Here is a 17,229-nt window from a genome sequence, read left to right on the forward strand (position 1 = left end):
CAGCTACTTGAACACTTACAGACAAACGGACTTAATGAACAACGTGAGTTTTCTCCATTTGTAGACCTGGGATTCTATCAAAAAGCTAATTCTGATTTATCTAAGCTGAATAGAAAGCAGCTACTTGAACACTTACAGACAAACGGACTTAATGAACAACGTGAGTTTTCTCCATTTGTAAACCTTGGATTCTATCAAGAAGCTAATTCTGATTTATCTAAGCTGAATAGTAAGCAGCTACTTAAACACTTACAGACAAATGGACTCAATGAAAAACGTACTTTCTCACCAATAATCGATCTCAATTTATATCAAACATTTAATATTGACTTGGTTGAAGCTAGACTTTCTAGTAAACAACTACTAGAGCATTTAGAAATATATGGCATTAGTGAAGGTCGTGAGTTTTCTTATCCATTCAGTTTAGAGTACTACGGCAATAACAACCCAGACTTAATAACTGCTTATGCAGCTAGTAAAGGAACAAGCACAGATGCTGTATTCGCTAACTCAGAGACAACAAGCGAATATAATCAGTTTTTATTTGGTCACTTCATAATTGCCGGTATTAACGAAGGGCGCCGTTCTTCTGAAGAGTTTGATATTAATGCCTACATGATAAGCAATGCAGACCTAGATAAATTGAATTATAGCCAGTTGTATAAGCATTTTAGTATTTACGGCATTAATGAAGCGCGCGTCTTTTCTTATTCTTACAATGCAGCTTACTATCAAAACAATAATAGCGCCCCAGCAAAACAAAGCTTTAAGCAACTATTTGAGTATTATATCACTGAGGGAATTGAAAAACAAGATGTTGCGACTGAATACCCTGAGTCTAAATCAATTAATTTCATTGGAGAACAGGTAAATTTAACTAGGTTCAGCACAGAGATAAATGGTCAACTGTCTAAGCGTAGTCCGAATCCAACCCGCATTGGAAGTTATGCACAAGACCACATACTTCGTGGAATAGAAGCAGGACAGATTGTAACGATTTCAATGGAAGGAACAAATTTTGATTCCTACTTACAAATTATTGATGCAACTACAGAAGAAATCATTGTTGAAAATGATAATGAAAGTGAGGGTAAGTTAAGTTCTAAAGTTAGCTTCAAAGTCGAAGCAGGCGTTAATTATCTTGTTAGAGCAAGCGGCATCAATGCAAATAACTTAGGCAACTATCAAATTAGCGCGAAAGCTTCTTCAACAATTACAGGTAATCTGGTTGCACAGAATGGCAGTATCAATGCATCATTATTAAATTCAGATTTTATAGAACCTACAGACAAAGACAGCTACCGCAAAGATTATACTCTTGATTTGTCAAACGTCGCAGATAACGCGAGTGTAAAAATTGAATTAGCATCAACTCAGTTTGATGCATTCTTAGAAGTTGTCAATGCCAGAACTGGAAGAGTTTTGGCTGTAAATGATGATGTCTTTGGAAACAAAGATTCATCAAGTGAAAATGCTGAAATTACCTTCGTTCGTAAGGCTGGCCTTGAGTATATTGTTCGTGTAAGCAGTTATCATAAGTTTGAAACAGGTAATTTTACCCTTACTAGCAAAGTTGTTAGTCAACAAAGTCCCAGTGTCAAAGTAGATACGCCCATTTATAGCACCTTACTCCCAAGTAACAGTCAACCTGATATTTACCAGTTAGATACTACTGGTTTAACTTCAGGAAGCAGAATTCGCGTTAACCTTGAATCGCCTAACTTCGATACTTACCTGGAAGTAGTTCCTTCACCAGGTACTACTTTAGTAAATGATAACGCTACCGCAAGTACAACCGACTCTGAACTCGAACTTACAATAGCTAATGAGGCTACTTATCAGATTAAAGTTAATCGTTCCCCATCGAATAATTCAGCAACTGGTGTTTTGGGCGCTTATGAATTGCTAGTTACCCCTGTCAAAAACCAAGGAAGTGGCATTACGCTTCAGGATTCAGGGCTACAGACAATTTTAGGCAACAAAACTAGCTTAACGCGCTCAGATATGCTAGCGTTTTTTGCTCAGGCTCAGACAAATGGTATTACAAATACAGAGCAAGCAGACTTAAAGACTTTGGTTAACAATGCTACTCAATTCAAGCTATCTGACTCAGTTCGTTTTCTTACAGACCAGGTTGTATCTGGAATTACTAACAACATGAGTGCTAGTGACTTTGAATCTTTGGTTGGCGCCAACTTTTTTGGCACTAAACCACCCACGGGTAAAATGAATGTACCAATAACGGTACGCGGAAAGACTATAGAACTACCAATTGGATTCGTCTATAAACCGATTAAAGGTACTTTGACTGGCAGCAGCCCAAAAGATGGACGCTTACCTTCAGGGTTTCGCATTCGAGACATTAATCAAGTACCAAATGGGACTGGTAGTGTTCATCTAGCTGCTTTAGGTTCATTATTCTCAATGCCGCAAAAAGAAAAGTCAGAGAATAATGGTAGCGAGTTCCTCAATAACATGATTATTGCGAACGGAACAGAAACATATAATGGAAAGACTTATGAAAGCTGGACGTTCCGGTTCTATAACAATAGTAATCCCTACTACGTTACTGTAGACCGCAATATTCCTACAATTCAAACATCTAAAGGTAATCTACTACCAAATGCCAGAACAAGTTATGGAGACGGAAATTTCATGCTTGCCAATGCCGATGATGGGAACGCAATTTGGGTGCCGCTTTTCGATCGTGCTTATGCTCAGTTCATCGAGCAGATTCAAGGTAGTAGTACAAAAAGTGGCTACACTTTAATCAGAAATACTTTCAATCCTGTAGAAACGTTAAAGAATCTTACAGGACGGGACTCTGAGTATTTACCAGCAAATAAAATGAATGCTAGCGACGCTTTTACTAAAATTAAAGATGATTTAAGTAAAGGAAAATTTATAACAGTGGTGGCTATGCAACAGAGTAAATTTTTGATTGGTTCACAGGCTTATACCTTAACTGATGCATACACTAAAGAGAACCAAAATCGTATTGTCATACGCAATCCTTTGGGTTTTGACACAGCTTACAAAGATCAAGTCAATAGTGGAGACCCTTATGATGGTTTCATCGATATTGCTTTCGATGATTTCTTTAAGGACAATAACTATGCAGCAATCGCATAGTTTAGCATAAAGCGTTAAACCTAACAACAAATAAGCCTGGTTTCCTACGTGAAACTGGGCTTTTTATATCAACAACAGTCTCTACTTTCTCAGACCACATTCTATCACCAGATTCTAGCGAGAATTTAAATCCCCTAACCCCTTGCATGTAAAGAATAGTTAGGGGTAGGATGCATTAACTTCCCCCCGTAACATTATAGTCCTTCGAGCTAATACCCAACGCAGCCAAGCCACCTGAAGTCACATACCTGCAAACCTGTACAAAAGGTTTGTCTGCACCACCAAAGGTTTCAGGTGAAAATGCAACAAAACCAGTAAAAGAAAGCACCAAGCCAATACTAGTAGTCTTCCAGTTCTTGAGAATAGCAGCTTTGAAGCCACGTGGAGGAGTAGCAGGCGCCAACTGTGGTGTTGGTTCTGACTGAGGTGTTAAGGGTTCTTGGGGTGTTAAAGGGTTTGTAGAATCTGACATAATAAATTTCCTTAAGCTTTTGTGGTTGTTTAATATATAAGCTAGGAGCCAAGTTGAGAACTGATACATTACTCGCTTGCTGCCGTTATATAAGTAACCAAATCTTTAATAACCAATTCCGGAAACACTCCAAAGCGTTATACTTTTTTCTTACATGCTTTCTGACACCAAAGCATATACACGTTTATACTTAAATAAAACTAGTATAATTAAAAACTATTAACTTATGACTCAACAAAAAACACAGCAAGTTGACTCTAGATGGTGGCGCTGGCCGCTTGAAGCTATATTTCCCGATAAAAAATTTGATGGACAGTTGCAAAACCCAGGTACTGAGGAGATTTTTGACTTTAATGATGTAATTGCATCGGGGAACCCGTTTGAAGTCATAACACACAAAATTGCTTATTATCCGGATGAAGATAAGCGCTCACTGTATGGTGTATTTATTTCCGGACTAGGGCAACGTGAAAGTGAGTCTTCAAAGCGAAGTCGTAGATATGCACATACGCTCGTAACAGGTATTGCCAACTTAAACAACTCATCTTATTTGAAAATGCATCCGCTTATTCGGTTCGTTAACCGATACCTTGACTGGATAAATGCAGGGTTAGACCGTTTTAATTTATCTGGCAGTCCAGTAATTGGCAACACTGCTATATTAATTAATTATGCCATAACCAATAATATTATCCTTAATTTATCCGGTGATAGTCACGGAACGATTTTACTTGCTAGAGGAATTAGGGTTGCCAAAAGAAAATACGTTAATGCACGTGCTGGCTTATTCGACTTTGAACGGCGCCGGATTTTACATGATAACTGGGAAAAGCGCGCTTCGCAATTTATAAATGTTTTTGCATTTGGAAACGGTTATCCACAATGGTCAAAGGGACCAAGCTATATTATGGTTTATATTGAAGGAGATGTTGTACCCGAAAAACTTGGAATTACACCCCAAAGAGCAATTAAACAAAAGCGAGATGATATAAAATTTCTGATATTTGAGCGGATATTCCCTGAAGGCAGCTTTGAAGCTCACAATATGATGTATACTACCCAACTTCTTCGCCAAACCTTTATTAAAAACAATATTCAAATTGGCGATTTTCCTGCTTTGTATAATCAGCTTCATCAAGGTAGCTTGAAACTGGCGAAGACTCATGAAGTCCCTTGGCCTAGTGATATGAAAGACTATACATGGGATATTAAAAACCTCAAGTATATTTCTTTATAGCTATTTCGTTATAACTCGAACTACTTGTAAACGTTCAGGGGGCGCCTCAACGTGATAAAGTAATGCATGGTTATGGGAAAAACGAACCTTTAGTATCAAACGCTCCAAACCTTAAATAACCTCTTTCCTCTGTGTTCTCTGCGTCTGGAGTGGTAAAAAATATATCACCACAGAGGCACAGAGTCAGGATATATGCATATATCGCTCAAGGTGGGGAATTATGTATTTTAGGCGCCCAAAGTTAATTAATAAATTAAATAACGCTTTGGTTTCTGTAGTAATAGCTTCGTTTATTAGATTCTTATTGTTGGCGAGAAACAGAGTTTATTTATCACAGTTTGTTTTTCATGCATTAGACGCTCGTTAACTGCTATAATTCCGATTATGTTAGTTGGACTTTACCATAACGTGATTCCGGTAATCGCAATACAACTAGAAGCAGACGCACGCACTAGTTAGCAGTCAATTTTCTTTGGCTCCTTGATTTCACTAATTATCTCTATCACGCGAAATACTGTAATTTTTTATAGCGTTGATTTAAAATTAGCACGAAAATTTACTGATATTAAAAATCAATTTTACCCACTGAATAATTTCCGAAGTAGAAGCAGCGGAGAGTGGCTATGGATAATCTTTTCACTGTTTTATTAGTTTGCCATTGTGACTTTCTTTATTGGACTCGTTTACAGTCTGATCAATTTTTCATTAATGTAACAAAATCATCAATATCACGGGTATAGAATATGGGTTAGTTTGATTTACACCTACATGTTTAGCCACCTTAGATCCTAATATATTTTTACAACCACTAAAAAGTGCTGGGCATAAGGGTATTTTTATTTTAGGGGCTATTGTGAAGAGCGTTAATGGTGTAGAAACGGTGCCATGACAATAAAAATTCTGATAATTACCATAGATTGGTTGCAGGTGGTAAAATAACTTTAGTTGCTGTAATCAGCATAGCAATTTTGGTAATATTTAATGAATTATTCGCATTTTTAGAGTCATTTGTAAAACTTATATAGTCCTCAAGATAGATGACTGCAAATTATTGAGAACCATAGTATAATTGAGAATGAAATGTCTGGGAACCAAGATATTTATGACAGGAGGTGAGGTTTAGACGGTTCGGGATGAGCCTTATTCGCATTAATCACATAGGACAACCGCAACGGTTAGTGTCATTCCGGTGCCAGGGTGATAGGTGGAATATTCATCTGCATTTTGCCAGCATCTGTTTGAAGTACTTTTTGTAGGGCTTTGAAAAGCTGAACCAACAAAACTTATGAAAATCGCACAAATTGCTCCTTTATGGGAATCAGTTCCTCCTCCAACCTATGGGGGAATTGAATTGGTAGTTAGTCGCGTTTCTGACGAGCTTGTTCGTCGAGGACATGAAGTGACTTTATTTGCCTCTGGTGACTCGCAGACTTTGGCAAAGTTGGAAGGAGTTAGCTCTCGTGCTTTACGTTTAAACCCAGATATCAAAGAGCCAATTATTTACGAAGTATTGGCGCCAGGTCAAGTATATCAACGTGCGGCAGACTTCGATATCATTCATTCACACGTTGGAGTTTGGTCACTAGCATTAGCAAGCATGGTATCAACACCAACAGTTCACACACTGCATGGTAGCTTCACGAAAGATAGTGCGAAAGTATTTGGTGAGTACCGCACACAATCATATGTCAGCATTAGCGATGCCCAGCGACAAGCAGATTTAAATTATGCAGGAACAGTATATAACGGTATAGTAGTTGATGAATATCCGTTTGTAGAAAAGCCGCACGACCCACCTTACTTGGCATTTTTAGGACGCTTCTCTCCTGAAAAAGGACCACAACATGCAATTGCCATTGCCAAGAAGACAGGAATGAAGTTGAAAATGGCAGGGAAGGTAGATATAGTAGACAAAAAATTCTTTGAGCGAGAAATTGAACCTCTCATTGATGGTAAACAAATCGAGTTTTTAGGTGAAGTAAACCATGCTCAAAAATCCGAACTGTTAGGTAATGCAGCAGCAACAGTGTTTGCAATTACTTGGCGAGAACCTTTCGGTCTAGTTATGATTGAGTCAATGGCTTGCGGTACGCCCGTAATTGGTATGAACATGGGTTCAGTACCTGAAGTCGTCGCTAATGGTGTAAGTGGTATGGTTTGCGACACATACGACGAAATGGCAGAAGTTGTGGGTCAAGTATTGGAACTCGACCGTCTTAAATGTCGCGAATACGTGCAAAATAACTTCAGTGTTACCCAAATGGTAGACGGATACGAAGCAATTTACGAAAAAATCGTCAAAGAGCGTACCGAAACTAGATGGTACATGCAGGCTATTAGAGCATCCTTAGAGTCCATAACTGGCTTGAGCTATAAGCGAGTTTAGATTTTAGATTTTGGATTCAAATATCTAAGTCAGATTAACGACTCCTAAACTTCCTCGTTATATTCGGGCGTTGCACAGCCGTCAAAATTAATTACACAGAACGATTGCAATGCTTGTTTACGTTGAAAAATGTAAGCAAGCATTTTTGTTGTGGGATGAGTATCTAATTGTAGGGCGGGTGGGGACGCCCACTCCACAAGAGAATTATCTTGCTCATGAAATTTTAGAGATTTTCACTTGGAAGTATCTTAGAAATGTTACACAGCAATCTTGCTAAATCATACTGTTTTACTATAAATACAGAGGAATATATGTATAAAAATGTATACTGTTCCGAAGATGAAAAAATCCCAGATCATTTTAGCAGGGGTATTATTATGTGCCGCAATCCCTCTAGCCATAGGTTTTCAGAATCGTTCCAACGCGAATAACGCAATTCAGTATCAAAATCAAGCAGTGCTGCAAACTTCCTTGGGAAACTACGAACAAGCGGTTATTGATTATACTAAAGCTATTATTATCGACCCAAGCGATGCGAGTCTCTACAGCAATCGCGGTGACATGTATAAACAATTAGGTTATTATCAGCTTGCGATATTCGATTATAGTCAAGCAATTAAAATCAACCCCATCCGCAAACACTATGAGCAAAGGGCAAGAATTTGGGATGACTTGGGAGAAACAGACAAAGCAAACGCCGATAGAAAAGTTTTGTAATCACGTGCTATGGGCGCCGAAATATTGTAAGTCCACACTCGATGATAAGGCGCCAATATTGTAAATTATTGTGATGGTGCGTTCTATCCGTTACGTCCGTTCATCATCCGTTGCCAAAGAAAGCGGAACTATTTGGGAGTACAGGTGTCTTTTGGTAAATAATTGCTACTCAATGATTATGTAATTTATTCCGGATGTGGGATGTTAATACAGAAAATTGATGCTAGTAAATCTCACACACACATAGAAATTATCCGCATGAAGTTAAGATATTTCTTACTTGCAAGTGCGAGTGTTGCAATGCTCTGCGCTCCAGTTAACGCTGCTCGTTTAGAATCTTGGTATTTTGATCAAGCGCAAAACCAACTCAACATCACAACAGAAACAGGTGTTCAACCAAGAGCATTTTTAATCAATAATCCCACCCGGTTAGTAATTGACCTTCCGGGAACAGACTTGGAAGGAAATACGCTTCGTCAAACTTATAGTTCCGCAATTAAAGAAATTCGTGTTGGTAAGTTTGATGGGAATACAACTCGTTTGGTAGTGGAACTGGCGCCGGGATATACAGTACAACCAGATAAAGTATTGGTTCGAGGTGATACATCATCGCATTGGATTGTCAACTTCTCCTCAATAGAGCGCATTGCAAGCAGTGATCCACAGTCGGGTGAAGTCAAGACACCCGTGCAAATTGGAGGTATTTCACCGTTCGCTGGAGTTGTACCTTTAGGTAGTGAAATAACTCAGTTAAGTTCGCAAATCAAGTCATTGATGTCGCGTTACAGTTCGCTAGACCCAGGAATGTTTTTTATTGATTTAGACACCGGAAACTATGTAGATTACAATGGCGAAAAAGCCTTTTCAGCAGCAAGTACGATTAAATTTCCTATATTAATAGCTTTATTCCAAGAAATAGATGCGGGTCGAGTCAAGCTCAATGAGACATTGACGATGCGAGGTGATTTGATGACAGGTGGTTCTGGTACAATGCAGTACCGGGCACCGGGAACAAAATTCAGTTTGCTAGAAACGGCGACTAGAATGATTACCATCAGCGATAATACCGCAACTAATATGATAATCGACCGTTTAGGCGGTAAAAATAAACTAAACCCACGTTTCCGCAGTTGGGGATTACAAAATACAGTTATCCGGAATTTACTTGGTGACTTTAAAGGAACGAATACCACTAGTCCCAAAGATTTAGTTCGACTATCTGCTCTAGTTGCCAATAATCAATTATTAAGTAGCTCCAGTCGTACCAGAGCTTTAGATATTATGCGTCGTGTCGAAAATACAAGCTTGTTAGCATCAGGACTTGGAAAAGGCGCCACAATTGCTCATAAAACAGGCACACTAGGAGTAATTCTTGGAGATGCCGGCATCATTCAAATGCCCAACGGTAAACGCTATTTAGCAGGTATCTTTGTAAGAAGACCCTTCGGTGACTCCAGAGGTACAAGCTTTATCTCTCAAGTTTCCCGCACTGTATACGGTTATCTCAGTCAACCTAGAGTAGCCCAAAAATAATATACTAAAGTTTTGGCACTCTTCTATTGTTGTGTAAATCCAAAATTTTGACTTCTCCTCCTTCCAATTCATTGGAGGAGAGCAATAATTATTCGTGCTTCCAATATCATTTGTATTGGTTCATTAACTCATCTACTTTCCAGCACATCTTGATAGTTCTTCTAAATCTGATACTGATTCAGTAATTTGTACTGCACTTTCTTCTAAAGCTTTTTGTTCGCTATTCATAAAAAACCTTCTTTTTCAAAGTTGAGTAGCAGATAGTTAATGCTCTGCTTCACATTATACCTAAAACATTATCAAAGCATCATTGTAAAAACATTGAGAACACGAGCCTTATAATTCACAGTTAGTTTGTTACGTAACGGTTTTTAATATGGTGCCCATTCCTATATAGTTCGATGTGCCTTCTCACCTGTCCGCGCGCTTGCCCTATATAATAGTCAGCTATCAGCGCTGTGGCTGTCACCATAATACCAGCTACACTCATACCGAGCAACGCGCGTCCTATTAATATGGCATTGAGTGTACTTAACCAAAGTCCCGAACTTCCAGCAAGACCATATACAAGCAACGAACAAGCGAGTAACGGTTTGCGTCCGAGTTTATCGATAATAATACCAACAAAAGGGGCGCCGATAGCAATGAACAGCGCAGGTAGAGTCAAAACTAACCTCACCCAATAATCGATATTTTCATATGAAGCAAAGTGCTGCCGCATTGCAGGTAAGGAAGGAGCAATTGTGGCGCCTGCCATTACCGTTAAAGTGCTGACTAGCAGTAAAGTAAAACGTACAGGGGTAGAATTTACGCGCTGCATAACACAGAGAAGGAGAAAGGGGATATAACCGATTACGATACATGATTGGTTGCTTCTAATACAATCAGTACGGTGCCTTGCGCGTATCACATACGTGTCATAACAAACTGTTAGAACACCATAGGTAATTACGAATTGTAGTTTATAATAAAAATTTATATTGTATAAGTGCGTGAAAACTATGCATACAACTTATCGCTTAAATGCTAGTGAACTAGACCAAAGCTTTATTGAAGCATTAAAGGCAACTTTTCAGGACAAAGAAATTGAGATTATAGTGTATGAGGTTGATGAAACTGCTTATTTGATGGTTTCAGAAGCTAATAGAAAAAAATTAACTAAGGCAGTAGAAAATATTAGGAATCGGTCTAATTTAGTAGAAGTTGATATAGAAGACTTGGAATGAGCAGAAAAATAGTATTTGAATCGAGCGCATTTGAAGATTTTAACGGGTGGTCTAGGTTAGACAAAAAATTTTACAAAAAGATTGTTGAGTTAATAAAAGATATTGACCGCTCTCCATTCACTGGTTTAGGTAAACCAGAACCTCTGAAACACGAATATAGTGGCTTTTGGTCTAGAAGAATCAATGATAAACACCGATTAATTTATACCGTCACTGATACTGAAATTTTGATTGCCGAGTGTCGATATTACTATGAAGATTAAAACTTGAGTAGCCTTGTTAGCAATATATTTATTTCTAGGGGACAATTTTAAGGTACGATTTACGTAAACCTCAGTATGATGAGGTGTTAGGGAGTATCAATGGCTGCAAAAATTCCTGTTACTGTAATTACTGGGTTTTTAGGTAGTGGTAAGACTACTTTAATTCGTCACCTGTTACAAAACAACCAAGGGCGCCGTATTGCTGTATTAGTAAATGAGTTTGGCGAATTGGGTATTGATGGTGAGTTACTCAAATCTTGTCAAGTGTGTCCAGAAGACGAAGAAAGTATCGGCAATATATATGAGCTAACGAACGGATGTTTATGTTGTACTGTTCAAGAAGAATTTCTGCCGACAATGCAGGAGTTGTTGAAACGGCGCCACCAAATTGATTGTATTTTGATAGAGACTTCTGGTTTAGCGCTACCAAAACCGTTAATTAAAGCATTTCGGTGGCAAGAAATTCGCTCCGGCGCCACAGTTGATGCAGTTATTACCGTGGTAGATTGTGAAGCGGTAGCAAATGGTACTTTTGCCAGTAATCCAGAATTAGTAGAAGCACAACGTCAAGCTGATGATAGCCTAGAACACGAAACTCCTTTACAAGAATTATTTGAAGACCAACTTGCTTGTGCTGACTTGGTAATTTTGAACAAAACTGATTTAGTAAATGAGGAAGTCATGGCACAGGTTGAAAAAATTGTCAAGCAAGAATTGCCAGGAGATGTCAAAATTGTTGAGTCTAGCTTAGGCATTGTTGACCCGGAAGTATTATTAGGATGGAACGCTGCTGTTGAAGATAACTTAGATAGGCGCCCAAGTCATCACGACACCGAAGAAGACCACGACCATGACGACGAGATTACTTCAACACATATAATATTTAACCAAAGCTTTGACCCAGAAATATTACAGACTAAATTACAATCCTTAGTACAACAGCAAGACATATATCGTATAAAAGGTTTTGTATCAGTTCCAAACAAAGCAATGCGTTTAGTTATGCAAGGGGTAGGGACAAGATTTGATAAGTTTTATGACCGTCCTTGGTTAAATGAAGAGGAAAGACAAACCAAACTAGTTTTTATCGGTCGCGATTTAGATGCATCTAAAATTAAGTTAGGAGTGGTAGGGTGCGTTACGCCACCAACAATTCCGAAACGAAGCTAACAATATAGTGGCGTAACGCACCGCCTGTAAGTCGTATTCGTCACAAGTTAGGAGTATTTTATGGATGCAAAAAACGTTTTAGGTGGAAAGCTAGAAATCTGTTGCACTTCACCAATGACAGGTTTTAGAAGAGACGGAATGTGTAATACCGATGGGAGTGACACTGGTGTACACGTAGTTTGCGCGCGTGTAACAGAAGAATTTTTGAGTTACACAAAATCGCGCGGGAATGATTTGAGTACACCAGCACCACATTATAACTTTCCCGGATTAAAACCTGGTGATTGTTGGTGTTTGTGTGCTTCACGTTGGAAAGAAGCATTAAATGCAGGAGTGGCGCCAGTTATTATTTTAGAATCAACGCATGAAAAGACTCTAGAATACGTGCCGCTCGAAGTGTTACAAGAACACGCAGCAGACAAATAGTAGATAAATAAAGTGTGTGGGGTGGGCAGTGCCCACCAAAATTTCATTCTTTAGATAGAAGACATATAAAACTAAATACGCATGTGGATAGTAAATTTTGAGAATACTGAAATTATTTGGTAAACTTCATCACTCGATACTGAGAAAATTTAGTGCTTAAATGTAAATTCCGAAATTGAAAATAGGAAGTGAGGGCTGTTAAACTGCCAGTAACCTTACTTTTTTGTAATTTCAACTTCAAATTTTATTAATAAAAAAGTAAAAAAGATTTTTTGTAAGCAATTACCTGTAATATTTTACTGGTAATTCACCATGTGAAAAATTCATGAAGTTATCAGGTGCTGAGTTGTTTATGGCAATCGGCACCTATAGCGTTTTATGCATTTTTCACAATATCACTCAACTTTAAATATCAGAAAACCATGAATGCAACTTGGCAACATGTCAACCAAGTAATGGACTTTGGTTTTTGGATAAGCGCGCAGCAATATATAGCACAAGCGTCGCCTAGTCTAGCAGCAGATCGAACAGTTGATTACTTACAGGGAGTAGGGCAACAGGTCATACTGTTTTTACCACGACTATTAGGTGCTGTTTTAATACTGCTAGTAGGCTGGCTAGTAGCTGCTGTCACCGCTGCCATTGTACGAGGAGTTCTTAACCGCACAAAGATAGATAACCGTATTGCTGCTAGCGTTACAGGTAGAGACGTACCCAAAATTGAAGCATTCGTAGGCAGCTTAGTATTTTGGAGCATTCTCCTAATTACTGTAGTTGCTGTTCTTGACACGTTGGAGTTGCGTGTAGCGTCGCAACCCCTAAATAGCTTCCTCAACCAAATTGGAGATTTTCTACCGAAGCTAGTTGGCGCCGGAATACTCCTAGGAATTGCTTGGGCAGTAGCGACAGTAGTTAAGCTAATTACAGTGCGCGGACTTGATGCAGTACGCATTGACGAACGTTTGAACTCACCAAGTGACGATCCAACAAGCTTGAACCGACTATCGCTTTCTGAGACGATAGGTAATGCGTTGTATTGGTTTATTTTCTTGATGTTTTTGGTTCCAATTCTCGATACTTTGGGACTACAACAGGCATTAGTACCAGTACAATCACTAATTACTCAAATTATCTCAGTTCTGCCCAATATTCTCGCGGCAGTACTAATCGCAGTAGTCGGCTGGTTTATTGCTAATATCGTTCGGCGTATTGTCACTAACTTGCTATCAACAACAGGTGTAGACCATATTGGTAGTCGTTTTGGTTTGAGTAATGCAGCTGGAGCGCAGTCACTTTCAACCATTGTTGGCACGGTTGTTTACGTGTTAATTTTGATTCCTGTAGCGATTGCTGCATTAAATGCGCTGCAAATTCAGGCAATCTCAGTACCAGCCATTGCAATGCTGCAACAGGTACTAAACGCAGTACCGTTAATTTTCACTGCTGCAACAATTTTGATTGTTGCTTACTTTATTGGACGCTTTGTAGCTGATTTGGTTACAAGTATTCTCACAAGTATTGGATTTAACAATATATTCAGCATCATTGGTCTGCCGTCTCTGAATCGTCCTGTTACATCCGTAGGTAGTACTGTTCCAAGACCAGCTTCCAAAACTCCATCGGAAATTGCGGGTATTATTGTGCTGGTGGGTATAATGTTATTCGCCACCGTCGCTGCAATAAACGTTCTCAATATTCCTGCTTTAACGGTATTAGTCACGGGAGTTTTAATAATCCTAGGAAGGATTTTAGCTGGGTTAGTAATTTTTGCAATTGGTTTGTTTTTCGCGAATTTAGCGTTCAGTATTATTGCAAGTACTGGTAATGCTCAAGCGCGAATTCTTGGACAAGTCGCACGAATTTCTATTATTACCCTAGTATCAGCGATGGCTTTACAACAAATTGGTGTTGCCCCTGATATTGTCAACCTTGCTTTTGGATTACTCTTAGGAGCAATTGCTGTTGCTATATCGCTTGCCTTCGGTTTAGGTGGACGTGATATCGCACGTTCTCAAGTTCAAGAATGGCTCGACTCATATAAGAGTAAGAATTAAAAATATCGTTCGTTAGAGTTCAGATTTTACCTTCAAAAACCCGACTTTTGGAATAAGTCGGGTTTTTTAGTGTTTATGATTATTTAAAATTTGCATAAATATTCCTAATAAATAATCAATTGGTCGAAGTGGAATTTCATAAATATCAATATATAATTTTTGTTGTTCTAATTTCAAAAATTTCCATAAAATTCCAGTGGTAATACATCCATAAATAGTTTCAAGCAGTTGATTATTTTTTTGATTAAAAAGTTGCGCTGCTATCATTTCTGAAGCGCATTGTCCTAAACCGCTATTGATATCTTGATTTTTAGCTTCTACCAACACCATCACAGGCGCCTTAATATAATACTGTTCAGGGCTAGTGCTAATCAAAAAATCAGGTGAACTATTTAAACCCTTTGCAATATCAACATTAAACTCTTTTCCAGAAAATAAGGATATACTATAATCCTTTTTGCGTTTCAATTCTAATAGTACTGGAAATATGATTAACTCACCGCACGCTTTCTCACTGTTAATAGCTGTGGCAAACGGTACGTTTTCATCCAACGTCGTCATCAAAAAGTCACTTGGCTTTATTGGTTCGACATTGGTGAAAATTTCTACCCTTTCTTCTAGGGTTAAACTAAATTGTTCGACGACATCTTGTAATGAAAAAGAACTATAAGGCATATTTATACTTACCTTTTTCGTTTGAGTTTAATTTTAGTTTGTAGTTCTTCTTTAATGCGGTTTAATATAGATTCTTCGTCTAGATTTTCTAATATCTTGCTAATTACAAATTTAGGTCCATCTGTTCCCCATGTAGCGCCGTTTGCTAAGTAAGTTTTGGTAACGTGTCCTATGGCATACGTAGAAAATCCTGCTACACCTGCCTGCGTAATTGCCACAGTCGCATAGGCACCTAAAGATAAACCTCCTGTAGCGGGTGCTGATATTCCTAGTAATGTTTTTAAAGAACTTAAACCAAAATTTGCGAGTAACTCACTTGCAGAAATGCCACCCATACTTAGAGCAATTTTTTGTAGCAACTTGACGGCGCCTGCTTCGTTCATGGGAATACCATATAGTTTAGACAAGCCGATTATTAAAACTATGTCTATAATGGCGCCGCTTAATATATCTACTACAGTGATAGGATTAAGGGCAATTGCCACGGCTTTTGTCATTGTGGCACGCCATATCAAGGTGTTAGCAGCAGTTTCGCGTATTGCTAGTTTGCGCTGTATTAACTGTTCATTGACCACATCAGCATAAATCATTGAGTTTAAAGCTACTAGTGCTTTACCCTCGCGGTGCAATATTTCTAATATCTTTAACTTTAAATCTTCTACCTGTGCCGTTCCTGTTCGTAATTGTACTCGTCTTGTACCATCTGGATTTTGTATTAATGCACGTACTACAGGTGAAGCTGCTGACATGACTATTTCGTCAGGAGACACTAATTCCTTTACCCTTTCTGAGCGAATTTTTTCATAAATTGCCATGCGGTCAGCTTGAGGATATTGGTCAATCTTATTAAACACTAATAATATTGGCTTGCCTGCATCACGCAACTGCGAAAGTGCTTCATGCTCCACCTTCGTCATGTCACCCGATATCAAAAACAAAATTAAATCGGCTTGCTTCGCGATATTCTCAGCTAAGACCGCGCGCGTTTCTCCATCAACTTCATCTAATCCAGGTGTATCAATCAATTCTACCTGCGACTGCCTACCACTTTGTAACCGCACTCGCAACGCGCGCTCCGAAGTGCCAAAAGTTTCTTCTGTTATAGTCCAATTTACACTTTGAGCCGAACGAGTTACACCATGTAAAGGCCCTGTCTCAAAAACATTTTGACCAACCAACGCATTTAATAAAGATGACTTACCACGTCCAACCATTCCAAACGCTGCTATTTGTACCACCATGCGGTCAAGCTTTGACAGCATATTTTCTAAATCATTAATTTCGCTTTCCAAACCTTGCTTTTCAGTTGGCGTTAAGTCAAGTTTTGTGACTATGTTACGCAGTGCTGTTTGAGCTTGTCGATAATTAAGCTCAGTTTGTATCTCATCAAAGCTAAAAATAGCTTTGTCCATCTCCTCTTCCCACACTTGGGAAGTTGTTTCTGTTTGGTTTGAATCCGGCGGAAAAGTCGAAGTCATAACGATTTTATATTTTTGCTCTTAGATTTTTGACTTTAATATAAGCATTATCTTCAATCGTAATGATTTTTGCGCTTAACTGGGCGCCTAACAAGTTCTGGTTTACCGTCGAATATTCACAACGATGGTGTGTCTGACATGTAGGGTGTGTGACGCCACCAATAATTTTGAAACGAAGCGCAAAATCTAGTAGCGTCACGCACCGGGATAGTAGTCTGTGTCATTAATTTTCAGATGTTGCAGCATAGGTGTCCCGCCTGTGCAGTGACATATATACATATATTTTTTGTTACCACAGAGACACAGAAAAACAGAGACAAGAGTTAAGAAAGTTAAAGTGAGGCGCCTATACCCTTAATTCTGGGGGTGTAGGCGCCAAGATATCATTCTCTTAACTCTTATCTTTGTGTTCTTTGTGTCTTTGTGGTTAATCCTCTTACACCCCAAAACTATTGACACA

General features: G+C 38.7%; 15 protein-coding genes. 10 read left to right on the plus strand and 5 right to left on the minus strand.

Features of this window, described 5'->3' with window-relative positions:
* A partial coding sequence (locus AC2JBO_RS32950) for a C2 family cysteine protease (RefSeq protein ID WP_496957851.1) occupies window positions 1-3,132 on the plus strand: 3,132 nt, incomplete at its 5' end.
* Window positions 3,133-3,307: 175 nt separating this feature from the next.
* Here AC2JBO_RS32950 and AC2JBO_RS32955 read toward each other — a convergent pair.
* Window positions 3,308-3,604 (minus strand): hypothetical protein, encoded by a 297-nt coding sequence (locus AC2JBO_RS32955; RefSeq protein WP_496957852.1) that lies wholly within the window; start codon window positions 3,602-3,604, stop codon window positions 3,308-3,310.
* 226 nt (window positions 3,605-3,830) lie between these two features.
* Between AC2JBO_RS32955 and AC2JBO_RS32960 the strand changes: the two genes are divergently transcribed.
* The 4 genes from AC2JBO_RS32960 to AC2JBO_RS32975 all read left to right on the plus strand — a co-directional run bounded on the left by AC2JBO_RS32960 (window position 3,831) and on the right by AC2JBO_RS32975 (window position 9,477).
* Window positions 3,831-4,841, plus strand: coding sequence for a hypothetical protein (locus AC2JBO_RS32960; protein WP_496957853.1), 1,011 nt, complete (start codon window positions 3,831-3,833; stop codon window positions 4,839-4,841).
* A gap of 1,285 nt (window positions 4,842-6,126) precedes the next feature.
* A complete protein-coding gene (locus AC2JBO_RS32965; protein ID WP_496957854.1) occupies window positions 6,127-7,227 on the plus strand; it encodes a glycosyltransferase family 4 protein in 1,101 nt (366 codons plus the stop codon).
* Between the two features lie 339 nt (window positions 7,228-7,566).
* Window positions 7,567-7,944, plus strand: a complete 378-nt coding sequence (locus AC2JBO_RS32970; RefSeq protein ID WP_496957855.1) for a tetratricopeptide repeat protein — start codon at window positions 7,567-7,569, stop codon at window positions 7,942-7,944.
* A 258-nt stretch (window positions 7,945-8,202) separates the two neighbouring features.
* Window positions 8,203-9,477 carry a serine hydrolase gene (locus tag AC2JBO_RS32975; protein WP_496957865.1) on the plus strand — a complete coding sequence of 425 codons (1,275 nt, stop codon included), beginning with the start codon at window positions 8,203-8,205 and terminating at the stop codon, window positions 9,475-9,477.
* A 349-nt stretch (window positions 9,478-9,826) separates the two neighbouring features.
* Here AC2JBO_RS32975 and AC2JBO_RS32980 read toward each other — a convergent pair whose 3' ends face one another.
* The gene (locus tag AC2JBO_RS32980) at window positions 9,827-10,297 is read right to left on the minus strand and encodes an MFS transporter (protein WP_496957856.1); all 471 of its coding nucleotides are present in this window, start codon (window positions 10,295-10,297) and stop codon (window positions 9,827-9,829) included.
* Between the two features lie 181 nt (window positions 10,298-10,478).
* On the opposite strand from AC2JBO_RS32980, the gene AC2JBO_RS32985 reads away from it, so the two are divergent.
* From AC2JBO_RS32985 to AC2JBO_RS33005, 5 genes are all read left to right on the plus strand, one after another.
* Window positions 10,479-10,703, plus strand: a complete 225-nt coding sequence (locus AC2JBO_RS32985) for a hypothetical protein (RefSeq protein WP_496957857.1) — start codon at window positions 10,479-10,481, stop codon at window positions 10,701-10,703.
* Window positions 10,700-10,966 carry a Txe/YoeB family addiction module toxin gene (locus AC2JBO_RS32990; protein WP_496957858.1) on the plus strand — a complete coding sequence of 89 codons (267 nt, stop codon included), beginning with the start codon at window positions 10,700-10,702 and terminating at the stop codon, window positions 10,964-10,966. The genes AC2JBO_RS32985 and AC2JBO_RS32990 overlap by 4 nt, the downstream gene beginning before the upstream one ends.
* A 99-nt stretch (window positions 10,967-11,065) precedes the next feature.
* The gene (cobW, locus tag AC2JBO_RS32995; protein ID WP_496957859.1) at window positions 11,066-12,136 is read left to right on the plus strand and encodes a cobalamin biosynthesis protein CobW; all 1,071 of its coding nucleotides are present in this window, start codon (window positions 11,066-11,068) and stop codon (window positions 12,134-12,136) included.
* A gap of 60 nt (window positions 12,137-12,196) precedes the next feature.
* The gene (locus tag AC2JBO_RS33000) at window positions 12,197-12,562 is read left to right on the plus strand and encodes a DUF2237 family protein (RefSeq protein WP_496957860.1); all 366 of its coding nucleotides are present in this window, start codon (window positions 12,197-12,199) and stop codon (window positions 12,560-12,562) included.
* Between the two features lie 422 nt (window positions 12,563-12,984).
* The gene (locus AC2JBO_RS33005; protein ID WP_496957861.1) at window positions 12,985-14,616 is read left to right on the plus strand and encodes a mechanosensitive ion channel; all 1,632 of its coding nucleotides are present in this window, start codon (window positions 12,985-12,987) and stop codon (window positions 14,614-14,616) included.
* A gap of 66 nt (window positions 14,617-14,682) precedes the next feature.
* On the opposite strand, the gene AC2JBO_RS33010 is transcribed toward AC2JBO_RS33005, so the two are convergent.
* From AC2JBO_RS33010 to AC2JBO_RS33020, 3 genes are read right to left on the minus strand one after another with little or no spacing between them, the layout of a single operon-like run.
* Window positions 14,683-15,291 carry a hypothetical protein gene (locus tag AC2JBO_RS33010; protein ID WP_496957862.1) on the minus strand — a complete coding sequence of 203 codons (609 nt, stop codon included), beginning with the start codon at window positions 15,289-15,291 and terminating at the stop codon, window positions 14,683-14,685.
* Between the two features lie 8 nt (window positions 15,292-15,299).
* Window positions 15,300-16,769 carry a GTP-binding protein gene (locus tag AC2JBO_RS33015; protein ID WP_496957863.1) on the minus strand — a complete coding sequence of 490 codons (1,470 nt, stop codon included), beginning with the start codon at window positions 16,767-16,769 and terminating at the stop codon, window positions 15,300-15,302.
* Between the two features lie 7 nt (window positions 16,770-16,776).
* Window positions 16,777-16,968 (minus strand): hypothetical protein, encoded by a 192-nt coding sequence (locus AC2JBO_RS33020; protein ID WP_496957864.1) that lies wholly within the window; start codon window positions 16,966-16,968, stop codon window positions 16,777-16,779.
* Between the last annotated feature and the right edge of the window lie 261 nt (window positions 16,969-17,229).

Source organism: Calothrix sp. CBUCES-K 9914 (genome assembly GCF_059640475.1).